Genomic DNA, 18,394 nt, shown 5'->3' on the forward strand with positions numbered 1-18,394 from the left:
GCGAGGCACCGAGTGGAGGGGCGAGGACCTTTTGGTTACTTTTGGGTCCTTCCAAAAGTGACCCGCTGTAAGAGCGGAACCATACGCGGCCGTTACCCAAATAACGGATATGCCCTCCGACTAACCGACTAACCGACCAACCGACCACACCCCAACCTCAAACCAACTGCTGCTCCCGCAACAACCCACCCTCAATCCGTACATGCCGCCCATGAAAGCGCTTCAAGCTGCTGCGATGACCAACACTGACAATGCTCAACCCCGGCAACTCATCAATCAACGCCTGATACAACGTCGCCTCATCCTCTTCATCCATCGCCGAGGTCGCTTCGTCCATGTACAGCCATTGCGGCGCAAACAACAACGCACGGGCAAAGGCCAGACGCTGCTGCTCACCAGGCGACAGCATGCGCTGCCAGTGATTGGCCTCATCCAGACGCGCCACCAGATGCGGTAACCGGCAGGTCTCCAGCACCTGTGCATAACGTTCCGCCGAGTACACACCATCGTCCTGTGGATAACTCAACACCGCCTTCAAGGAGCCAATCGGCAGATAAGGCTTTTGCGGCAAGAACAGGTAACGCGCCGCCGGCAAGCGAATGCTGCCGTGGCCCGCCGGCCAGAGGTGGCCCATTGCACGCAGCAACGTGCTTTTACCACTGCCGGAACGCCCACTGAGCATGACGCGCTCGCCGGGCTCCACGGTCATGTCGGCATCGGTCAGCAAGTGGCGGCCGTCGGCCAGGTCCATGCCCAGGTCTTTCACCACCAGACGCTCGCCTTCAGGGCGCACATCGATGGCCGGGGCACGCTCTTCGTTCTCGCTCATGGCCTGATGGAAACTCAGCAGACGATCACTGGTAGCGCGCCACGACGCCAGCTCCGAATACGCGCTGATAAACCAGCTGAAGTTCTCTTGCACATTGCCGAACGCCGAGTTGATTTGCATCAGCTCGCCCAGTTCGATCTTGCCGGTGAAGTAGCGTGGTGCAGCGACGATAAACGGGAAGATGATCGCAATCTGGCTGTAGCCGGCGGTGAAGAAAGTCAGGCGCTTGGACACTTTCATGATGTCCCAGAAGTTCTGCCAGACCTTGCCGAACCGTGTGCTCAAGCGCTGGTTTTCATTCGGCTCGCCGTTATACAGCGCAATGCTTTCAGCGTTCTCACGCACCCGCACCATGGAGAAACGCAGGTCCGCTTCGAAACGTTGTTGTTGGTTGCTCAGGCCGATCAAGCGACGGCCGATCAGGTGTGTCAGCCAACTGCCGACGGCGGCGTACAGCAACGCGCACCAGAACATGTAGCCGGGGATGGTGATGCCGAACACTTCGATACTGCCCGACACGCCCCACAAGATGATCGAGAACGACACCAGGCTGACCACGTTACGCAGCAGCCCAAGCCCCAGGCTCAAGGTGCTGGAGGTGAAGTTGTTAAGGTCTTCGGAAATCCGCTGGTCCGGGTTATCGGTGTAGCCGCCCTGCTCCAGCTGGTAGTAGTTCTTGTGGGCGAGCCAGCGCGCGAAGTGTTTTTCGGTAAGCCAGGCACGCCAGCGGATGGTCAGCATCTGGGTCAGGTACAACCGGTACACCGCGCCGAGGATGGCCACGGCGGCGATCCCGCCGAAATAACCGATCAATTGCCAGAAGGCGGCCGTGTCCTTTTTCTCCAGGGCGTTGTAGAAATCCTTGTACCAGTGGTTGATCCACACAGAGATGGCCACGCTGAACAGCGACAGGCCAATCACTGCGGCCAGCAACAACCAGGCCCTGCCCTTCTCTTCACTGCGCCAATAGGGCGTGATCATCGCCCACGTTCGGCGAAAAAAGTGCCCACGCACCGCGTCGTTGACCGCGGAGTACTCAGCGTTCTGATTCATCGTTCAGGCTCGGTAGGAAAAAGTGACAGGCGTTTGAACCGATCATAGTCGATCGGTTCAGGGCTCCGTGCGGCCTGAAGCAAATTGTTCAGTCGGGGTTCAGCGCCGAACCGGACGCTTCTGCAATTTGCGCTGCAACGTGCGGCGGTGCATGCCCAGGGCGCGGGCCGTGGCAGAGATGTTGCCTTCGTGCTCGGTCAACACCCGCTGGATGTGTTCCCACTGCAGGCGGTCCACCGACATCGGGTTTTCCGGCACCAGGGTGTCGAGGTCCGCGTGCTCGGACAGCAGGGCCGCCAGCACGTCATCGGCATCGGCAGGTTTGCACAGGTAGTTGCAGGCGCCGCGCTTAATGGCCTCGACGGCGGTGGCGATGCTGGAGTAACCGGTGAGGATCACCACACGCATTTCCGGGTCGAGCTCCAGCAACTTGGGCAACAGCACCAGGCCGGAGTCGCCATCCATTTTCAGGTCGAGCGCGGCGTAATCCGGCAGGTCGGCCTGGGCGATGGCCAGGCCTTCTTCGGCCGAGCCTGCGGTGCTCACGCGAAAACCACGGCGGCTCATGGCGCGCGCCATGACGCGGGTAAAGGTGGCGTCGTCATCTACCAGCAACAAATGCGGCAGTTCTTCGCCTTCGACTTGGATCTCGTCACTCATCGATATCTCCTCGTGCGACACGGGGCAGGCGCAGCTCGGTGAGCGTGCCACCTTCCTCATGACTATAGAGCTTCACTGAGCCGCCCGCGCGGGTCACGCTGGCCTTGCTCAAAAACAGGCCGAGGCCGAAGCCTTTGCCCTTGGTGGTAAAGAAGGGTTTGCCGATCTGCTCGGCAATCGCCAGCGGCACGCCCGCGCCGTGGTCACGAATGCTGATGGTCACGTCTTCCGCGTCCCAGTCCAGCTGCACGCCCAAGCCTTCGGGGCAGGCGTCGGCGGCATTGTTCAACAGGTTGAGCAGCGCCTGAGTCAGGTCCGGCGGCGGTGCCATGCGCGGCACACTGCCCTGGCCTAATAGATGAAAGCGGTAGCTGGCCTCCGGGCGCATCAAGTGCCAACGGTTCAGGGCTTCGTCGAGCCACTGGGTCACGTCCTGCATCTCCACCGCCAGGCGGCGATTGGCTTCGGCGGCGCGCACCAATTGCTGCAAGGTCTGTTTGCACTGCTTGACCTGCTCCTGCAGCACACTCAAGTCATCCTGCAGCGCCGGGTCATGGTGGTCCTGGACCATTTCATTCAGCAGCACGCTCATGGTGGCCAGCGGCGTGCCCAGTTCATGGGCGGCGCCGGCAGCCTGGGTGGCGACGGCCAGCAGTTGCTGGTCGCGCAGCCCTTCTTCGCGGCGAATGGCGCGCAGTTCTTCCTGGCGGCGCAGTTCTTCGGCCATGCGTGCGGCGAAGAAGGTGATCACCGCGGCCGACAACGCAAAACTCAGCCACATCCCGTAGATCTGCAGGTTTTCGCGGGCGATGGGGAAGGTCTGCAACGGATAGAAGCGCGCCAGCAGCAAGGTATAGAGGGTCAGCGCGATGCCCGAGAGCACCACCGAGTAGCGCCACGGCAAGGTCACGGCGGCGATGGTCAGTGGCACCAGGTAATACGAAACGAAGGGGTTGGTGGAACCACCGGAGAAATACAGCAACACACTGTGGATGAACAGGTCGCAGGCCAGCTGCAGGGCGTATTCCAGCTCGGTCACCGGCCACGTGGTGCGCAGCCGGATGGCGGTAAACGCACAGAGCACGGTGGAAAACCCCAGCGTGACAGCCAGTTGCAGCCACGGCAGCGGCAGCAGGTCGAACCAGTAGGCGAGCCCGACGGAACCGGCCTGCGCGGCCAATACCAGGGTGCGAATGAACGTCAGGCGCCAGAGGTTCTGGCGTGTGGCGGAAGTCAGTTTTACGGCGGCGAGCATGAGCTCTCCCGGTGAGCGCTGCAGGCGGATCGGCACGAGTATAAACGAAGCAGGCCCGCTGCCACGGCCTGTGTGGCTCTTTGACGCAGGCCGGGCGAATGACCGTTCGTCGGCACCTGAACAACATGTAGGTAATGTGTAAACCCGAAGAACCCGATGCCTCCGTCTACAGTCATACCGAACACGACTATCTCAAGGAGCTTCCATGTCTCGTTTCACTCGCAGTGCAGCCGTCATCACCCTCAGCGTTGGCGCCCTTGCCAGCCTGCCGGCCCTGGCCGCCGATGCGCTGAACTACAACCAGATTTCCCTGCGCGCTGAAGTCAGCCAGGAAGTTGCCCGCGACCAGATGATCGTGACCCTCTACACCGAATCCCAGAACAGCGACCCGGCCAAGCTCGCGGCTGAAATCACCACCACAATGAACAAGGCCTTGGGCGAAGCCCGCGAAGTCAAAGGCGTGACCTTGCGCCAGGGCAGCCGCAACAGCTACCCGATCTACGACAGCAAGAACCAGAAGATCACCGGCTGGCGTGAACGCGCCGAGTTGCGCCTGGAAAGTGCCGACTTCCCGGCCCTGTCCACGCTCACCGGTAACCTGCTGAACACCCTGAAAATGGAAAATATGGACTTCGCCATCGCCGATGCCACGCGCAAGTCCAGCGAAGATGCGCTGCTCAAAGACGCCGTCGCTGCGTTCAAGGCGCGTGCGCAACTGGCCACCGATGCGCTGGGCGGCAAGGGCTACAAGATCGTCAACCTGAACTTCAACACCAACGGTTACCCGATGCCGTACGCGCGAAACGGCGGGATGATGATGAAAGCCGCCATGGCGGATTCGGCACCGACCCCGGAAGTCGAAGCCGGCACCAGCCAGGTCAACATGAGCGCCGATGGCGTGATCGAAGTGCAGATGCAGTGACCCCTACCTGACAAACCTGAACGGCGGTAACCTCGGTGACCGCCGTTTTCGTTTGGGCAGCGTTTATATGCCTGCCACTTCAGGGGTCTCCATGGAAAGAATCGCCTTAAAACCGCTCCTCCTCGCCGCCGGCCTCCTGGCCTTTATGCCCATGGCACAGGCGGCCAGCACCCTGGTCTACTGCTCCGAAGCCAGCCCCGCCGGCTTCGACCCCAGCCAGTACACCAGCGGCACCGATTTTGATGCCTCCGCCGAAACCGTGTTCAACCGCCTGACCCAGTTCAAACGCGGCGGCACCGAAGTCGAACCCGGCCTGGCAACGCGCTGGGATGTCTCTTCAGACGGCCTGATCTACACCTTCCACCTGCGTGAAGGTGTCAAGTTCCACACCACCGACACCTTCACACCGACCCGCGACTTCAACGCCGACGATGTGCTGTTCACGTTCACTCGCCTGCTGGATGCCGACAGCCCGTTCCGCAAGGCTTACCCGTCCGAGTCGCCGTACTTCACCGACATGGGCTTGAACACTACGATCAAAAGCGTCGACAAACTCGACGACCACACCGTGCGTTTCAACCTGAACAACGTCGATGCCTCGTTTGTGCAGAACCTGGCCATGAGCTTCGCCTCGGTGCAATCGGCCGAATACGCCGCCCAGCTCTTAAAAGAAGGCAAGGCTGCGGACATCAACCAGAAGCCCGTGGGCACCGGGCCGTTTGTGTTCAAGCGTTACCAGAAAGACTCACAGATTCGCTACGTCGCCAATAAGCAGTATTGGAAACCCGAGGATGTGAAGATCGACAACCTGGTGTTCGCCATCACCCCGGACGCCGCCGCGCGCCTGCAGAAACTCAAGGCGGGCGAGTGCCAGGTCAGCGGTTACCCGCGCCCGGCCGACATCGAGATCATGAAACAAGACCCGAACCTGCGCGTGTTGCAGCAAGCCGGGTTCAACCTGGGTTTCCTGGCCTACAACGTGACCCATCCGCCGCTGGACCAGCTCAAAGTGCGCCAGGCATTGGACATGGCCATCGACAAGCCGGCAATTATCAAGGCGGTGTACCAGAGCGCCGGGCAATTGGCGCAGAACGCCCTGCCGCCTGCGCAGTGGTCTTATGACCCCACCATCAAGGATGCCCCCTACGATCCGACCAAGGCGCGGGCGCTACTAAAAGAAGCAGGGGTTGCACCTGGTACCACCATCAACCTGTGGGCGATGACGGTCCAACGCGCGTCGAATCCCAACGCGCGCATGTCGGCACAAATGATCCAGCAGGATTGGGAAAAAGTCGGTATCAAAGCCAACATCGTCAGCTATGAGTGGGGCGAATACATCAAGCGCGCCAAGAATGGCGAGCATGACGCGATGATTTACGGCTGGACTGGAGACAATGGCGACCCGGATAACTGGCTCGGCGTGCTCTACAGTTGTGCCGCGGTCAAAGGCAGCAACTACGCCAAATGGTGTAACCCGGCCTACGACAAACTGGTGCAGCAGGCCAAGGTCAGCAGTGACCGTGAACAGCGCATCAAGTGGTATCAGCAGGCGCAGAAAATCCTTAAGGAACAAGTACCTATAACGCCTATCGCGAACTCGACGGTTTTCCAGCCACTTCGCAAGGAAGTGCAGGACTTCAAGATCAGCCCGTTTGGCCTCACACCCTTCTATGGTGTCAGTCTAGATAAGTAACAGGCGCGCCCCAACCGAGTGCGCCAGACGCCTCGGTTGGGCGCTTTTGGTGCGCCACATGCACCGAAAAAAGTCTCTAAATATATGCATTTATGTACAAACTTTCATAAATGCGACATTCCTGTACGTTCGTACCACACTTTGACCCTCACGACGGTTCAACATCTTGCAATGGGTATGGCGCCTGCATAAGTATCCGCAGGCCGACTCACGAGGTCGCCCTCACCACCAAAAATGACAACAAATCATGAGGCCAACATGCTTAAACACGCAGTCCTTCCGCTTTTAGTGAGCGCTGGCCTTATGGCCGCAGCTCCGTTCGCCCAAGCGGCGACTAACCTGGTGTTCTGCTCCGAAGGGAGCCCGGCCGGTTTTGACCCAGGCCAGTACACCACCGGAACAGACTTCGATGCTTCGGCCGAAACCATGTTCAACCGTCTGACCCAGTTCGAACGCGGCGGCACCGCTGTGGTTCCTGGGCTGGCCACCACTTGGGACGTGTCCCCGGATGGCCTGACGTACACTTTCCACCTGCGTGATGGCGTGAAATTCCACACCACCTCGTACTTCAAACCGACCCGTACCTTTAATGCCGATGACGTGCTGTTCACGTTCAACCGCATGATCAACAAGGACGATCCGTTCCGCAAAGCCTACCCAACCGAGTTCCCGTACTTCACGGACATGGGCATGGACACCAACATCAAGAACATCGAGAAAGTCGATGACCACACCGTCAAGTTCACCCTTGGCACCGTGGACGCCGCTTTCATCCAGAACCTGGCGATGAGCTTCGCGTCGATTCAGTCCGCTGAATACGCCGCCCAGCTGTTGAAGGAAGGTAAAGCACAGGACATCAACCAGAAGCCAATCGGCACTGGCCCGTTCGTGTTCAAGAGCTACCAGAAAGACTCGAACATCCGTTACACCGGCAACAAGGACTACTGGAAACCTGAAGACGTCAAGATCGACAACCTGATCTTCGCCATCACCACTGACCCGTCGGTGCGTATCCAGAAGCTCAAGAAAAACGAATGCCAGGTCACCCTGTTCCCACGTCCGGCCGACCTCAAGGCACTGGGCGATGACAAGGACCTGAAACTGCCGCACCAGGCCGGTTTCAACCTGGGCTACATCGCTTACAACGTCATGCCTGTTCTCAAAGGCCAGACCGCGCCGAACCCGCTGTCGGACCTGCGTGTACGTGAAGCGCTGGACATGTCGGTGAACAAGCAGCAGATCATCGACTCCGTGTACCAAGGCGCCGGCCAGCTGGCCGTCAACGCCATGCCGCCGACCCAGTGGTCCTACGACACCACCATCAAAGATGCACCGCACGACGTGGCCAAGGCCAAGGAACTGCTCAAGGAAGCCGGCGTTAAAGAAGGCACCGAGATCACCCTGTGGGCCATGCCGGTTCAACGTCCGTACAACCCGAACGCCAAGCTGATGGCCGAGATGCTGCAGAACGACTGGAAACAGATCGGCCTGAAGGTCAACATCGTCAGCTACGAGTGGGGCGAGTACATCAAGCGTTCCAAAGGCGGCGAGAACCAGGCCATGATCATTGGCTGGAGCGGCGACAATGGTGATCCGGACAACTGGCTGAACGTGCTGTTCGGCTGCGACTCGCTGGCCGGTAACAACTTCTCCAAATGGTGCGACAAGAAATTCGACGGCATCGTGAAAGAAGCCAAGGCCACATCGGATGTCGCCAAACGCACCGAGCTGTACAAGCAGGCGCAACACATCCTCAAAGATGCAGTCCCGATGACACCTATCGCGCACTCGACGGTGTATCAACCCATGCGCAACAACGTACAGGACTTCAAGATCAGCCCGTTTGGCTTGAACTCCTTCTACGGCGTGAGCGTAAGCGGCAAGTAAGGATCAATGACGGCGACGTTTCATAACGTCGCCGTTATTACATCCGCCCAGACCGTAGGAAATAGACCACCACCGCACTCATTGCTGTCCTACAGCAATGAACTGCGATTCGTGCCTCCGTTGCCTACAAGGTCAGTCAGATTTGGCGCATTTACTGCGAAGTCCTCGACCCATAACGTCGTAGGGCAGCAGAGGCGCCCGCTGATGGGCACTTGCTGTGTGTGGGATCAGTGATGTCTCCCAGGCCGAAAGCCTGGGTGATTGCTCGCTGATGACAACTACAAACAAGGATCGGGATCGTCATGCGCCATACCACTGTTCTATCCGCAATTTTTGGCACCAGCCTGCTGGCTGTGGCCACAATGGGCCAAGCCGCCGAGAAGAAGAGCCTGGTGTTCTGCTCCGAAGGCAGCCCGGCAGGTTTTGACACTGCGCAGTACACCACCGCCACCGACAACGACGCGGCCGAGCCGCTGTACAACCGCCTGGTTGAGTTCGAAAAAGGTGCGACTAACGTGGTGCCTGGGCTGGCAACCCAGTGGGATATTTCGCCAGACGGCCTGACTTACACCTTCCACCTGCGACAAGGGGTGAAATTCCACAGCAACAAGGAATTCAAGCCGACGCGCGACTTCAACGCCGACGACGTGCTGTTCACCTTCAACCGCATGCTTGACCCCGAATACCCGTTTCGCAAGGCCTACCCCACCGAGTTTCCGTACTTCAACGGGATGAGCCTGAACAAGAACATTGCCAAGGTCGAGAAAACCGACCCGCACACCGTGGTGATGACCTTGAACACGGTCGACGCCGCGTTCGTACAGAACATCGCCATGAGCTTCGCCTCGATCCTGTCGGCCGAATACGCCGAGCAGTTGCTTAAGGAAGGCAAGCCCAGCGATATCAACCAGAAGCCGATCGGCACTGGCCCGTTTGTGTTCCAGCGCTACCAGAAAGACTCGCAGATCCGTTTTGTGGGCAACAAGCAATACTGGGACCCTAGCCGGGTCAAACTGGACCAATTGATCTTCGCGATCAACACCGACGCCTCGGTACGCGTGCAGAAGCTCAAGGCTGGCGAATGCCAGATCACCCTGCACCCGCGCCCGGCCGACGTCGATGCGCTCAAGGCTGACCCGAACCTGCAACTGCTGACCAAACCCGGCTTCAACCTGGGTTATATCGCCTACAACGTGCGCCACAAACCCTTCGACCAGCTCGAAGTGCGTCAGGCGCTGGACATGGCGGTGAACAAGCAGAGCATCTTGAACGCGGTGTACCAAGGCGCGGGGCAATTGGCGGTCAACGCCATGCCACCGACCCAGTGGTCTTACGACGACACCATCAAGGACGCGCCTTACGACCCGGAAAAAGCCAAGCAATTGCTCAAGGCTGCCGGCGTCAAGGAAGGTACCGAAATCACCCTCTGGGCGATGCCGGTACAACGGCCGTATAACCCCAACGCCAAGCTGATGGCCGAGATGCTGCAAAGCGACTGGGCCAAGATCGGCCTTAAGGTCAAGATCGTCAGCTATGAGTGGGGCGAATACATCAAGCGCACCAAAAACGGTGAGCACGATATCAGCCTGATCGGCTGGACCGGCGACAACGGTGACCCGGACAACTGGATGGGCACCCTGTACAGCTGCGACGCCATCGGCGGGAACAACTACTCCATGTGGTGTGACCCGGCGTACGACAAGCTGGTCAAGCAAGCCAAGGTCGTCACCGACCGCGAACAAAGGACTGTTCTGTACAAACAGGCGCAGCAACTGCTCAAGCAGCAGGTGCCGATCACGCCAGTCGCCCACTCGACGGTCAACCAGCCGTTAAGCGCCAAAGTCGAAGGGTTCAAAGTCAGCCCCTTCGGCCGCAACGTGTTCTCGGGCGTCAGCATCAACCCATAAGAAAATAACCGGATTGTGGAGAGCGAAACTGGCTCTCCAGCAAACGTGCAGCCATTTGTTGGGAAATTTCCTACGGCAAACGTTTGCAAAGGCTTGAACGAGTTACACACCCAATAGCCGGTTCACCTAAAAAGACCGGCATTAAAAAGAGAACCAAAGGAGCTTCACCCATGAAACTGAGCAGCAAAGCGCTTCTGGCCCTGGCCATCAGCAGCATCACGGCAACCGCCTTCGCTGAAACCCAAAGCCAGGACTTCGTTCCTACCACATTGGCCGGCACCAGCGCCCAAAGCGAGGCCAAGGGCTTTATCGATGGTCAAAGCCTGGGCGGTACTACCCGTAACTGGTTCTCCAACGAGCAGCGGTTCCGTGGCGGCAAGTTCACTTACCAGAAGCACGGTGAAGCCCGTACCGACGCCTACCGTACCAACTGGCTGCAAGGCACCATCCTTAACTATTCCTCGGGCTTCACCCAAGGCACTGTTGGGGTAGCGACCGAAGTAGCGGGTTACAACGTCGTGGCGCTCGACCAGAGCAAACGTGACATCAAGGGCGGTTCCAACCGTACCCTGGCCGACTCCGACGGCGATGCAGTAGGCCAGTGGAGCAAACTGGGCCTGGCCAACGTCAAGTTCCGTGTGTCGAACACCACCTTGACCGCCGGTCGCCAGAACTTCAGCAGCGGCATCATCGACACCATCGGCAACCGTGCCCTGCCGTCGAGCTTTGAAGGTTTCGCCCTCAACAGCGAAGAGTTCAGCAACCTGTCGTTCCAGGGCGCTTACTTCGACCGCGTGTCGCCACGTACCGAACAGAGCCTGTCGAAATTCCGCAGCGAATACGGCAATGGCCAGGAAGCGGATCACGTCTACACCGCCGGTGTGAACTACCAGCCGTTCAAGAGCCTGAAAACCAGCTTCTTCGGCGCTCAAGTCAAAGACTTCTGGAACCAGTACTACTTCGGCGCTACCCACGAACTGGGTGACAGCCAGGTACTGAGCCTGACCACCGGCCTGAACTACTACAAAACCGTCGACGAAGGCAAAAAGTTGATGGGCAAGATCGACAACGATACTTACTCGCTGTCGCTTGGCCTGACTCACCAGGCTCACAGCCTGACCTTCTCGTACCAGGAAGTGAACGGTAACGAGTACTTCGACTACCTGCACGAAACCAACGGCATCTACCTGGCCAACTCCCTGACGTCCGACTTTAACGGTCCGAACGAGAAATCCTTCCAGATCGCCTACGGCATCAACATGGCCGAATACGGCGTGCCAGGCCTGAAGTTCAACATCTACTCGGCTCGCGGCTGGGGCATCGACGGCACTCACTACACCGGCGACGGCGGCCGTGTCGGCTTTGCTTACAACGGTATCCAGTCCCAGGACGGCGAGAAGCACCAGGAATACGGCGTCGGTTCTTCCTACGCGATCCAGAGCGGTCCTTTGAAAGCCTCCACCATTCGCGCCACTTATGTGACTCACCGTGCTACCGAAAACCAGGCTGACGGCAACCTCCGTGAGTTCCGTCTGGTGACCACCATCCCGTTCAACATTCTTTAATTAGCGCCAGGTAGACGGCGGGCTCATCAAGAGCCCGCCGTCTACGCTTGTCTGGTTCAATCGATTGCAGAGGGCCCTGAATGAAAATGCTCCCGCTACAAGCTGCCATTGCCGCTGCGCTGTTGAGCGTGGCGATCGGCGTTTCGGCCAAACCGCTGGTGGTCTGCACCGAAGCCAGCCCGGAAGGCTTTGACCCGGTTCTGTACACCACGGCTGTGACGGCTGACGCCGCCGCTGAAACCCTGTTCAACCGCCTGGTGGACTTCAAGCCCGGGACCACCGAAGTGGTGCCTGCCCTGGCTAAAGACCTGCCGGAAATCAGCGCCGATGGCCTGACCTACACGTTCCACCTGCGTGACGACATCAAGTTCCACACCACCGATTACTTCAAGCCCACGCGCAACATGAACGCCGACGACGTGCTTTGGAGCTTCCAGCGCCAGCTGGACCCGAATCACCCGTGGCACAACAAGTCCAACGTGGGCTACCCGTACTTTGAAAGCATGGGCTTCAAGGAACTGCTCAAGAGCGTGACGAAGACCGACGACCACACCGTGGTCTTCAGCCTGACCCGTCCTGAAGCACCGTTCCTGTCCGACCTGGCCATGGCGTTTTCCTCTATTCACTCCGCCGAATACGCCGACCAGTTGCTCAAGTCCGGCAAGACCGATGACCTCAACGCCAAGCCAATCGGCACCGGCCCGTTCATCTTCACGCGCTACGCCAAAGACGCCCAAGTGCGTTTCAAGGCCAACCCGGAGTACTTCCGTGGCAAGCCACCGGCCGACCCGCTGATTTTCGCGATCACCACCGACAACAACGTGCGCCTGCAGAAGCTCAAGGCCAACGAGTGCCAGATCGCGCTGTATCCGAAGCCGGATGACGTGCCGAGCATGAAGGCCGACCCGAACCTTAAAGTGGCTGAGCTGGCGGCGATGACCACCGCCTACACCGCGCTGAACACCACCCACAAGTACATGAGCGACGCGCGGGTGCGTCACGCGATCAACATCGCGTTCGACAAAAAGGGCTACAACGAGTCCCTGTACGGCAAAGGCAACGCAGTCGACGCCACGGGCCCGTACCCGCCAACCCTGTTGGGTTTCAGCGACAAACTGAAAAACCCGCCACGTGACCTCGACAAAGCTCGCGCCCTGCTCAAGGAAGCCGGCGTACCGGAAGGCACCGAGTTCACCCTGTTCACCCGTAACGGCGGTGGCCCTACCAACCCTAACCCGATGCTCGGCGCCCAGCGCATGCAGGCGGATTTGGCCCAGATTGGCCTGAAGGTCAATATCAAGGTCATGGAGTGGGGCGAAATGCTCAAGCGTGCTAAAAACGGCGAGCACGACATGGTTTCTGCCGGTTGGGCGGGGGATAACGGCGACCCGGATAACTTCCTCACACCAAACCTGAGTTGCGATGCGGCGAAAAACGGCGAAAACTACGCCCGCTGGTGTAACAAAGAGTTTCAAGACTTGATCGACAAGGCGCGCGCTATCGCTGAACCCACCCAGCGCGCTGCACTCTATGAACAAGCCATGGACGTTTTCGACAAGGACCAACCATGGATTCCCATGGCTTACCCGAAAATGTTCACCGCCATGCGCAAGAACGTCGAAGGCTTTACCCAAAGCCCTCTGACTACAAATAACTTCGCCACCACCCAGGTGAAGTAAATAAGAGAAACGCTCGGCACCGTCGACATTGACGGTGCCGAACCTGCCTAACCGGCTGATTGAGGTACACAACAAGATGTTTAGTTTTATTGCCCGCCGACTGGGGTTATTGATCCCCACGTTTTTCGGCATCACGTTGCTGACGTTTGCGTTGATTCGCATGATCCCCGGCGACCCCGTCGAAGTCATGATGGGCGAACGACGAGTCGACCCCGAGATGCACGCACAGGCAATGGAACGCCTTGGCCTTAACAAGCCGCTGTATGCGCAATATTTGGACTATGTAGGCAAGCTCGCCCATGGCGACCTCGGCGAATCGCTGCGCACACGCACCAGCGTGTGGACCGAATTCACTGCCCTCTTCCCTGCGACCCTGGAACTGTCCATGGCCGCCCTGTTGTTCGCCGGTATCCTGGGCCTGTTGGCCGGGGTGATCGCGGCCTTGAAACGAGGATCCCTGTTCGACCATGGGGTGATGGGCATCTCCCTCGCGGGATATTCGATGCCGATCTTCTGGTGGGGCCTGATCCTGATCATGTTCTTCTCGGTAAGCCTGGGCTGGACCCCGGTTTCCGGGCGTATCGACCTGCTCTACGACATCGAGCCGCGCACCGGCTTCATGCTGATCGACACGTTGCTGGCTGACGAGCCGGACGCCTTCTTCGACGCCCTGCACCACCTGATCCTGCCGGCCATCGTGCTCGGCACCATCCCGCTGGCAGTGATCGCGCGGATGACCCGTTCGTCGATGCTCGAAGTACTGCGCGAAGACTACATCCGCACCGCCAAGGCCAAAGGCCTGTCGCCGGCGCGCGTGGTATTCGTGCACGGTCTGCGTAACGCGCTGATCCCGGTACTGACCGTGGTCGGCCTGCAAGTCGGCACCCTGCTGGCCGGTGCGGTCCTGACCGAAACCATCTTCTCGTGGCCCGGCATCGGCAAATGGCTGATCGAAGCCATTGGCGCGCGGGACTACCCGGTGGTGCAAAACGGCATCCTGCTGATCGCCTGCCTGGTGATCCTGGTGAACTTCGTGGTGGATATCCTCTACGGCTTCGCCAACCCACGCATCCGTCACCAGCGCTGAGATCATGACCATGACCACACCTACTCAAGTGTCAGCAGTCGATCAGAGCCTGCTGTACCCGTCCCCGTACAAAGAATTCTGGCAAGCCTTCTCCAAGAACAAAGGCGCGGTTGCCGGCCTGTTGTTCATGTTGTTGGTGGTGTTTTGCGCGCTGTTCGCCCCTTGGGTGGCCCCGCATAACCCGAGCGAGCAATACCGCGACTTCCTGCTGACCCCGCCAGCCTGGCTGGAAGGCGGGCAACTGCAATTCCTGTTGGGCACCGACGAGCTGGGCCGTGACCTGCTCTCGCGCCTGATCCAGGGTTCGCGCCTGTCCTTGCTGATCGGCTTGTCGTCGGTCGTGATGTCGCTGATCCCGGGCATCCTGCTGGGCCTGTTCGCCGGGTTCTTCCCGCGCATGCTTGGCCCAACCATCATGCGTTTGATGGACATCATGCTGGCCCTGCCGTCGCTGCTGCTGGCGGTTGCCATTGTCGCGATCCTCGGCCCTGGCCTGATCAACACCGTGATTGCTATCGCTATCGTCTCGTTGCCGTCGTATGTGCGCCTGACCCGCGCTGCGGTGATGGGCGAACTGAACCGCGACTACGTGACCGCCGCCCGCCTCGCCGGCGCCGGCCTGCCGCGCCTGATGTTCATCACCGTGCTGCCCAACTGCATGGCGCCGCTGATCGTACAGGCCACCTTGAGCTTCTCGTCGGCGATTCTCGATGCCGCAGCCCTGGGCTTCCTGGGCCTTGGCGTACAACCGCCAACGCCTGAGTGGGGCACCATGCTGGCTTCGGCCCGTGACTACATCGAACGCGCCTGGTGGGTGGTGAGCTTGCCTGGTTTGACCATTTTGCTCAGCGTGCTGGCAATCAACTTGATGGGCGACGGCCTGCGCGATGCGCTGGACCCGAAACTCAAGAACGCCGCCTGAGGAGATTCCCATGTCACTGTTAGAAATCAAGAATCTCAATGTTCGCTTCGGCGACAAGACCGCCGTGCCGGTGGTCGATGGCCTCGATATTTCCGTCGACAAAGGCGAAGTACTGGCAATCGTTGGCGAGTCGGGCTCGGGTAAATCCGTGACCATGATGGCGCTGATGGGCCTGATCGAGCACCCCGGCATCGTCACCGCCGACTCGCTGACCTTCGACGGCAAGGACATGCTCAAACTGAGCAACCGCCAGCGCCGCCAGATCGTCGGCAAAGACCTGGCGATGGTCTTCCAGGACCCGATGACCGCGCTGAACCCCAGCTACACCGTGGGTTTCCAGATTGAAGAAGTGCTGCGCCTGCACCTGAAAATGTCCGGCAAGCAAGCGCGCAAGCGGGCCATCGAGCTGTTGGAAAAAGTCGAAATCCCGGGCGCTGCCAGCCGTATGGACGCCTACCCGCACCAATTGTCCGGCGGCATGAGCCAGCGTGTGGCAATCGCCATGGCGATTGCCGGCGAGCCAAAGCTGCTGATCGCGGATGAGCCGACCACGGCGTTGGACGTGACCATCCAGGCGCAGATCATGGAACTGCTGCTGGCCCTGCAGAAAGAACAGAACATGGGCCTGGTGCTGATCACCCACGACCTCGCGGTCGTGGCTGAAACCGCCCAGCGCGTGTGCGTAATGTACGCAGGCCAAGCGGTGGAAGTCGGCCAGGTGCCGCAGTTGTTCGATATTCCGGCACACCCGTACAGCGAAGCCCTGCTCAAGGCGATTCCCGAGCACAGCCTGGGCGCCACGCGCCTGGCCACGCTGCCGGGTATCGTGCCAGGCCGCTACGACCGTCCGCAGGGTTGCCTGCTGTCGCCGCGTTGCCCGTATGTGCAGGAAAGCTGCCGCCAGACCCGCCCGGGCCTGGACCCTAAATCCAACAGCCTTGCGCGCTGCTTCTACCCCTTGAACCAGGAGGTGGCGTAATGGCCGTCGTACTTACCGCCCGCGACCTTACCCGTCACTACGAAGTGTCCCGTGGCTTGTTCAAGGGCCACGCCCTGGTGCGTGCACTGAATGGCGTGTCGTTCGAGCTGGAAGCCGGCAAGACCCTCGCCGTGGTAGGCGAGTCGGGTTGCGGCAAATCCACCCTGGCGCGTGCATTGACGCTGATTGAAGAGCCGTCGTCCGGTTCCTTGAAAATCGCCGGCCAGGAAGTGGCTGGCGCCGACAAGGCCCAGCGCAAGCAATTGCGCAAAGACGTGCAGATGGTGTTCCAGAGCCCCTACGCTTCGTTGAACCCACGCCAGAAGGTCGGCGATCAACTCGGCGAGCCGCTGCTGATCAACACCAACCTGTCCGCCGCCGAACGCCGTGAAAAAGTGCAGGCGATGATGAAGCAAGTGGGCCTGCGCCCTGAGCATTATCAGCGCTACCCGCACATGTTCTCCGGCGGCCAGCGCCAGCGCATCGCCCTGGCCCGCGCAATGATGCTGCAACCCAAAGTGCTGGTGGCGGATGAGCCGACCTCCGCACTCGACGTGTCGATCCAGGCCCAGGTGCTCAACCTGTTCATGGACCTGCAGCAGGAATTCAACACGGCCTACGTGTTCATCTCCCACAACCTCGCGGTGGTGCAACACGTCGCCGATGACGTGATGGTGATGTACCTCGGCCGCCCGGTGGAAGTCGGCCCCAAGGACGACATCTACGCTCGCCCGCTGCACCCGTACACCCAAGCGCTGCTGTCGGCCACCCCGACCATTCACCCGGACCCGAACAAGCCGAAGATCAAAATCGTCGGCGAGCTGCCCAACCCGCTGAACCCGCCGTCTGGCTGCGCTTTCCACAAGCGCTGCCCGTACGCGACGGCGCGTTGCAGCAGCGAGGAGCCGCTGTTGCGCCCGCTGGATAACCGCCAAGTGGCGTGCCACTACGCGGAGCAATTCGTCGCCTGACCCGCAACAAAAATGCCCAGGGTGATTAGCCCAGGGCATTGCTTGAGTTCTACCGCCCCTCCCGTCGGATTGCGCATCAGTCCGGCGGGCGGGGCTTTTTTATGGCAACTCAGGTGTCGCTGTCACCTTCAGGGGTGTCATCGTCATCCGGTGGCGCCTGTTGGTCGTCATCATCCTTGGAGCCGCCCTGGTCCTCATCGCCCGCCTCGGATTCCGACTTGGCCAATTGCAGGCCCTTGCCCTGTGTCGTCTGCACCGTCGAAAAGCCCGCCTGGCTGCCCTGCACCGGGTTATGCGCCCAGGCCGTCGACATCCCCAACGACAACAGCACCAGCACTTTGATCAACAGCACTACTCGTTGAAAAATACTCATGGTCGATTTCCGTCCAGTCAGTAGGTGAATCCCGCACGACGGCCTTTTACCGTCGCCAAGGTAGAAGCTAGTCCCAATGCCGGGTTTGCGCCAGGCTTCAGGTGTCGCCGTCATCATAGGTTTCGCTGTCTTCCCCATCGTTGTAGGGGTTTTCTGCATCTTCTTTAGGCGCCGGCTGGGCTTGAGGTTGCCAGCCGCCGGAATTGACCTCCTTCTGTTTCTTCTTGGTGACCGGGCCAGTGTCTTTCCACTGGGGCGTTCCTGCATCTGCCAATTGCAGCGCATGGGCCCAAGTCGTCGAGACCCCGAAGGACACCAGTAGCACCAGGCAGATTGCATGTTGGGTTAAACGCACGCGCGCCTCCTGTTCCGTCGGTGAGTGGTGTCGTATTCGAAACGCTAGACCGGATGTGGGGTTAGCGCCAATGCCCCTGATGCACAAGGCTTAAAAATGTGGCAGCTGGCTTGCCTGCGATAGCGGTCAACCAGACAACAATGATGGTGACTGTTAGTCAGTCATCGCAGGCAAGCCAGCCCCCACAGAGAAGCGGGCCCATGCAGCCACCGAAACCTCAGTCGATCAAAACTGTGGGAGCGGGCTTGCTCGCGAAT

Annotated in this window: 15 protein-coding genes; 10 read left to right on the forward strand and 5 right to left on the reverse strand. The window is 59.7% G+C overall.

Features of this window, described 5'->3' with window-relative positions:
• Window positions 1-157 precede the first annotated feature (157 nt).
• The 3 genes from WBB95_RS26820 to WBB95_RS26830 all read right to left on the reverse strand — a co-directional run bounded on the left by WBB95_RS26820 (window position 158) and on the right by WBB95_RS26830 (window position 3,797).
• A complete protein-coding gene (locus WBB95_RS26820; RefSeq protein WP_424490327.1) occupies window positions 158-1,882 on the reverse strand; it encodes an ABC transporter ATP-binding protein/permease in 1,725 nt (574 codons plus the stop codon).
• Between the two features lie 99 nt (window positions 1,883-1,981).
• Window positions 1,982-2,542: a response regulator transcription factor gene (locus WBB95_RS26825; protein ID WP_010565532.1), complete on the reverse strand. Its 561-nt coding sequence runs from the start codon at window positions 2,540-2,542 to the stop codon at window positions 1,982-1,984.
• Window positions 2,535-3,797, reverse strand: a complete 1,263-nt coding sequence (locus tag WBB95_RS26830) for an ATP-binding protein (RefSeq protein ID WP_424490328.1) — start codon at window positions 3,795-3,797, stop codon at window positions 2,535-2,537. Before WBB95_RS26830 ends, WBB95_RS26825 begins: the two co-directional genes overlap by 8 nt.
• Window positions 3,798-4,002: 205 nt before the next feature.
• Between WBB95_RS26830 and WBB95_RS26835 the strand changes: the two genes are divergently transcribed.
• From WBB95_RS26835 to WBB95_RS26880, 10 genes are all read left to right on the forward strand, one after another.
• Window positions 4,003-4,719 (forward strand): SIMPL domain-containing protein, encoded by a 717-nt coding sequence (locus tag WBB95_RS26835; protein WP_424490329.1) that lies wholly within the window; start codon window positions 4,003-4,005, stop codon window positions 4,717-4,719.
• A gap of 91 nt (window positions 4,720-4,810) precedes the next feature.
• Window positions 4,811-6,412, forward strand: coding sequence for an ABC transporter substrate-binding protein (locus WBB95_RS26840; RefSeq protein ID WP_424490330.1), 1,602 nt, complete (start codon window positions 4,811-4,813; stop codon window positions 6,410-6,412).
• Window positions 6,413-6,670: 258 nt separating this feature from the next.
• Window positions 6,671-8,299, forward strand: coding sequence for an ABC transporter substrate-binding protein (locus WBB95_RS26845; protein ID WP_424490331.1), 1,629 nt, complete (start codon window positions 6,671-6,673; stop codon window positions 8,297-8,299).
• Window positions 8,300-8,661: 362 nt separating this feature from the next.
• Window positions 8,662-10,206, forward strand: coding sequence for an ABC transporter substrate-binding protein (locus tag WBB95_RS26850; protein WP_424490337.1), 1,545 nt, complete (start codon window positions 8,662-8,664; stop codon window positions 10,204-10,206).
• A gap of 170 nt (window positions 10,207-10,376) precedes the next feature.
• Window positions 10,377-11,771: an OprD family porin gene (locus tag WBB95_RS26855; protein ID WP_424490332.1), complete on the forward strand. Its 1,395-nt coding sequence runs from the start codon at window positions 10,377-10,379 to the stop codon at window positions 11,769-11,771.
• Window positions 11,772-11,851: 80 nt separating this feature from the next.
• Window positions 11,852-13,450 carry an ABC transporter substrate-binding protein gene (locus WBB95_RS26860; RefSeq protein WP_424490333.1) on the forward strand — a complete coding sequence of 533 codons (1,599 nt, stop codon included), beginning with the start codon at window positions 11,852-11,854 and terminating at the stop codon, window positions 13,448-13,450.
• Window positions 13,451-13,526: 76 nt separating this feature from the next.
• On the forward strand, window positions 13,527-14,537 hold the full coding sequence (locus tag WBB95_RS26865) for an ABC transporter permease subunit (protein ID WP_010565541.1): 1,011 nt from the start codon (window positions 13,527-13,529) through the stop codon (window positions 14,535-14,537).
• A 10-nt stretch (window positions 14,538-14,547) separates the two neighbouring features.
• The gene (locus WBB95_RS26870; protein WP_110622078.1) at window positions 14,548-15,459 is read left to right on the forward strand and encodes an ABC transporter permease subunit; all 912 of its coding nucleotides are present in this window, start codon (window positions 14,548-14,550) and stop codon (window positions 15,457-15,459) included.
• A 10-nt stretch (window positions 15,460-15,469) separates the two neighbouring features.
• Window positions 15,470-16,438, forward strand: coding sequence for an ABC transporter ATP-binding protein (locus WBB95_RS26875; protein ID WP_101266469.1), 969 nt, complete (start codon window positions 15,470-15,472; stop codon window positions 16,436-16,438).
• Entirely contained in the window at window positions 16,438-17,409 is a 972-nt protein-coding gene (locus tag WBB95_RS26880; RefSeq protein WP_424490334.1) for a peptide ABC transporter ATP-binding protein, read from the forward strand. Before WBB95_RS26875 ends, WBB95_RS26880 begins: the two co-directional genes overlap by 1 nt.
• 109 nt (window positions 17,410-17,518) lie before the next feature.
• Here the strand turns inward: WBB95_RS26880 and WBB95_RS26885 are convergent, their stop codons facing one another.
• Both WBB95_RS26885 and WBB95_RS26890 read right to left on the reverse strand, forming a co-directional pair.
• Window positions 17,519-17,782: a hypothetical protein gene (locus WBB95_RS26885; protein ID WP_424490335.1), complete on the reverse strand. Its 264-nt coding sequence runs from the start codon at window positions 17,780-17,782 to the stop codon at window positions 17,519-17,521.
• A gap of 97 nt (window positions 17,783-17,879) precedes the next feature.
• Window positions 17,880-18,137 (reverse strand): hypothetical protein, encoded by a 258-nt coding sequence (locus WBB95_RS26890; RefSeq protein WP_424490336.1) that lies wholly within the window; start codon window positions 18,135-18,137, stop codon window positions 17,880-17,882.
• Window positions 18,138-18,394: the final 257 nt, after the last annotated feature.

Origin of the sequence: Pseudomonas sp., assembly GCF_049645325.1 — a bacterium.
In the GTDB taxonomy this organism is placed as follows: Bacteria; Pseudomonadota; Gammaproteobacteria; order Pseudomonadales; family Pseudomonadaceae; genus Aquipseudomonas.